This is a genomic window from Halomonas organivorans, from assembly GCF_014192055.1.
Taxonomy (GTDB): domain Bacteria; phylum Pseudomonadota; class Gammaproteobacteria; order Pseudomonadales; family Halomonadaceae; genus Halomonas; species Halomonas organivorans.
This window is the reverse complement of sequence record NZ_JACHXM010000062.1, coordinates 1-4,915: the sequence shown is the minus strand read 5'-3', so window position 1 is coordinate 4,915 and position 4,915 is coordinate 1. Positions and strand designations below refer to the sequence as shown.

General features: G+C 66.7%; 1 protein-coding gene. It reads right to left on the bottom strand.

Annotated elements, in window-relative coordinates:
- Window positions 1-4,915 (bottom strand): beta strand repeat-containing protein (locus FHR96_RS22210; RefSeq protein WP_221195919.1); only part of this gene is annotated, 4,915 nt, incomplete at both ends.

Here is a 4,915-nt window from a genome sequence, read left to right as displayed (position 1 = left end):
CGAAGGTCACCGTCTCCTGGGCACCTTCGGTGGCGTTCTTCGCGATCACCAGATTGCCGTCGGTATTGGACAGATCGACGGTGTCGCCCGGGGCGACGTTGGTGCCATCGGTGCCTTCGGCGGTCAGGTCCCAGCCGGCGCTGGCAGTCTGGTTGACCAGGTCCAGCTGTTCCTCGGTAGCCGCACGGCCCGCGGTAGCAAACGTCGGATCACTCAGGTCGGTGTTGGACAGCCCGCTGATGGTGTCGGTGGTGCCATCCAGGTTGACGTTGCCGCTGGTCACCCCGCCGGCGGCCAGCGCCGTGGTAGTGGTGCCGTCGTCCACCGTCAGGCCGCTGTCGTTCAGCACGCTGTTGCCGGTGGTGACGCTGTCCAGGTCGAGGTCGCGGTTGAGGGTGACCTCGATAGCACCGGCGTCATCGACGCCGGTTTGCGCCACGCCAAGGTTGCTGTCACCGGTAAAGGTGACCTCGCCATCGGGGCCGATGTTGGCGGCATTGGTGCCGTCGGTGACGTTCCAGCCGGCATTGGCGGCGGTGTTCACCGCGTCGATGGCGTCGTGCACCGTGTCTTCACCGGTGTTGCCGATGTCGCTGGTGGTGATGGTGCCGTCCGGATTGACGACCGCGTTGCCGCCGATGACGGTATTGACCGAGTCGGCCACGTCGAACAGCTGGCTGCCATTGACGGCGTCGGTGCTGGTGCTGCTGACCTCACCGGCCCCCACGTTGCTGATCACCTGGTCGTTCGCATCGATGCCGCCGCTGGCGGTCACGCTGGGGCCACCCGCCACGGTCAGGCCGTCGTTGGTCACGCTGGTGACGTTGCCGCTGCCGTCGTCGACGCTCAGGCCGCTGGTATCCAGCACGCTGTCGCCGGTGGTGACGCTGTCCACGGCGATGTCGCTGGCCAGGGCGAAGGTCACGTCTTCCTGGGTACCTTCGGTGGCGTTCTTGGCGATCACCAGGTTGCCGTCGGTATTGGACAGATCGACGGTGTCGCCCGGGGCGACGTTGGTGCCATCGGTGCCTTCGGCGGTCAGGTCCCAGCCGGCGCTGGCAGTCTGGTTGACCAGGTCCAGCTGTTCCTCGGTAGCCGCACGGCCCGCGGTAGCAAACGTCGGATCACTCAGGTCGGTGTTGGACAGCCCGCTGATGGTGTCGGTGGTGCCATCCAGGTTGACGTTGCCGCTGATCACCCCGCCGGCGGCCAGCGCCGTGGTAGTGGTGCCGTCGTCCACCGTCAGGCCGCTGTCGTCCAGGATGCTGTTGCCGGTGGTGACGCTGTCCAGGTCGAGGTCGCGGTTGAGGGTGACCTCGATAGCACCGGCGTCATCGACGCCGGTTTGCGCCACGCCAAGGTTGCTGTCACCGGTAAAGGTGACCTCGCCGTTGGGCCCGATGTTGGCGGCATTGGTGCCGTCGGTGACGTTCCAGCCGGCGTTGGCGGCGGTGTTCACCGCGTCGATGGCGTCGTGTACCGTGTCTTCACCGGTGTTGCCGATGTCGCTGGTGGTGATGGTGCCGTCCGGATTGACGACCGCGTTGCCGCCGATGACGGTATTCACCGAGTCCGCCACGTCGAACAGCTGGCTGCCGTTGATGCCGTCGGTGCTGGTGCTGCTGACCTCACCGGCCCCCACGTTGCTGATCACCTGGTCGTTGGCGTCGATGCCGCCGCTGGCGGTGATGCTGGGGCCACCGGCCACGGTCAACCCGTCGTTGGTCACGCTGGTGACGTTGCCGCCGCCATCGTCCACCGCCAGCCCGCTGTCGTCCAGCACGCTGTTGCCGGTGGTGACGCTGTCCAGGTCGAGGTCGCGGTTGAGGGTGATCTCGACTTCACCGGCATCATCGACGCCGGTCTGGGCCACGCTAAGGTTGCTGTCGCCGCTGAAGGTGACCTCGCCGTTGGGACCGATGTTGGCGGTGTTGGTACCGTCGGTGACGTTCCAGCCGGCGTTGGCGGCGGTGTTCACCGAGGCGATGGCGTCGTGCACCGTGTCTTCACCGGTGTTGCCGATGTCGCTGGTGGTGATGGTGCCGTCGGCGTTAACCACCGCGTTGCCGCCGATGACGGTATTCACCGAGTCCGCCACGTCGAACAGCTGGCTGCCGTTGATGCCGTCGGTGCTGGTGCTGCTGACCTCACCGGCCCCCACGTTGCTGATCACCTGGTCGTTCGCATCGATGCCGCCGCTGGCGGTCACGCTGGGACCACCCGCCACGGTCAGGCCATCGTTGGTCACGGTGGTGACGTTGCCGCTGCCGTCGTCGACCGCCAGCCCACCATCGTCCAGGGTGCTGTTACCAGTTGTGATGCTGCCGTTGGTACCCAGGTCGACGTCCTCGGCCAGTTGGATGGCCAGCGTGTCGGTGCCGTCGCCCACCACGCCGATATTGCCGCTGGTCAGCGTGCCGGAGGCGCCGCCGGTGACGTTGAGGGTATCACCGAGCTGACGGTCCACGTCGGTGCCGCTGTCGCCGGCGAAGGTCAGCGGCGTGGTGGCCAGGTCAGTGATCTGCCCCACGGTCGCCGCGTCATCGCTTGCCACGCCATCGGCCACGTTGGAGATAGTTTGGCCGCCGGCGTCGATGCCGCCGCTGCTGGTCACGCTGGGGCCACCCGCCACGATCAGGCCGTCGTTGGTCACGGTGGTGACGTTGCCGCCGCCGTCGTCCACCGCCAGCCCGCTGTCGTCCAGGGTGCTGTTGCCGGTGGTGACGCTGTCCAGGTCGAGATCACGGTTGAGGGTGACCTCGATAGCACCGGCATCATCGACGCCGGTCTGGGCCACGTCGATATTGGCGTCACCGGTAAAGGTGACCTCGCCGTTGGGGCCGATGTTGGCGGCGTTGGTGCCGTCGGTGACGTTCCAGCCGGCGTTGGCGGCGGTGTTCACCGAGGCGATGGCGTCGTGCACCGTGTCTTCACCGGTGTTGCCGATGTCGCTGGTGGTGATGGTGCCGTCGGCGTTAACCACCGCGTTGCCGCCGATGACGGTATTCACCGAGTCCGCCACGTCGAACAGCTGGCTGCCGTTGATGCCGTCGGTGCTGCCCGCCCCGACCGTCCCCGCGCCCAGATTGGTGATGGTATCGCCGCCCATGTCGATGCCGGTGTTGTCGATCGTGGTGTTGCCGATCGTCACGCTGTCGGACAGGTCGAAGGTCACCGTTTCCTGGGCGCCGTCGGTGGCGTTCTTGGTGATGACCAGGTTGCCGTCGGCGTTGGTCAGGTCCACCGCATCGCCCGGTGCCACGTTGGTGGTGTCGGCGCCCTGGGCGGTGAGATCCCAGCCCTGGCCGGCGGTGGCCGCCGCGTCTTCCACGGCCTGGTTGGTGGCGAACAGCTGGCTGCCGTTGATGGCGTCGGTGCTGCTGGCCGAAATGCGCCCGGCCGCCACATTGGTGATAGTGCGCTCGTTGCCCACGTCACCCACGCTCACCGTGCCGATCGGCGTACCGCCGGCGAAGGTGTAGTTGGTGCCGGCCAGGGTAATATCCGTGGTGCCCACCGCCGCGGCGGTCACCGAGTCGCTGCCCAGCGCCACGCTGTCGGCGTGGTCTGCCGATGCTGCGTTGCCCAGAGCGATGCCGTTGTCGACGCTGACATAGGCATCCGTGCCGATGGCGATGCCATCCAGTAGCCCAGTGTCGGTAGAGGCCCCGCTGCCCATGGCGATATTGCGCTGACCGCTGGCGGCGGCACCGGTGCCAATCGCCAGGTCGCTTGTCCCGAACGAGGAGGCGTTGCTGCCGATGGCGATCTGGTTGTCGCCGAACACATCGTTGGAAGCGCCATTCCCCAGGGCAATGGAGGCCCCTCCTAGGGAGGAAGCTCCCGTGCCGACGGCGATAGCATCGCTCTGCTGCACGCTGGCACCAAAGCCCATGGCGAGACTGCCATCCCCGACCGCCGAGGCATCCACCCCGGCGGCGATGGCGTTCACGCCTGCAGCGCCATCGTTGTCGTAGTTGCCGCCCGGGGTGCCATTGTCGTTGACGCTGTAGTAGTGGGCGCGGTTCTCGTCGAAGTAGTCGAGATTGACCGCATCGCCGCCGTTCACCGGCGCACCGACATTGGTAATGGTGCCACCATCCATGTCGATGCCGTTGTCGTTGAGCATCGGGCCGTTGTTGATGGTCAGGCTGTCAGCGGTCAGATCGTCGGCGGTGGCGATCGTCACGTCGGTGCCGCTGCGAGTGATCTCGATGTTCTGGCCATCGAGCAGCTGCACGGTATCGCCCGGTGCCACGTTGGTGACCACGTCGCCGTTGGCCTGCAGGTCCCAGCCGGCGCTGGCAGTCTGGTTGACCAGGTCCAGCTGCTCCTCGGTAGCCGCACGGCCCGCGGTAGCAAACGTCGGATCACTCAGGTCGGTGTTGGACAGCCCGCTGATGGTGTCGGTGGTGCCGTTCAGGTTGACGTTGCCGCTGGTCACCCCGCCGGCGGCCAGCGCCGTGGTAGTGCTGCCGTCGTCCACCGTCAGGCCGCTGTCGTCCAGGATGCTGTTGCCGGTGGTGACGCTGTCCAGGTCGAGGTCGCGGTTGAGGGTGACCTCGATAGCACCGGCGTCATCGACGCCGGTCTGGGCCACGTCGATATTGGCGTCACCGGTGAAGGTGACCTCGCCATCGGGGCCGATGTTGGCGGCATTGGTGCCGTCGGTGACGTTCCAGCCGGCATTGGCGGCGGTGTTCACCGCGTCGATGGCGTCGTGCACCGTGTCTTCACCGGTGTTGCCGATGTCGCTGGTGGTGATGGTGCCGTCCGGATTGACGACCGCGTTGCCGCCGATGACGGTATTGACCGAGTCGGCCACGTCGAACAGCTGGCTGCCGTTGATGCCGTCGGTGCTGGTGCTGCTGACCTCACCGGCCCCCACGTTGCTGATCACCTGGTCGTTCGCATC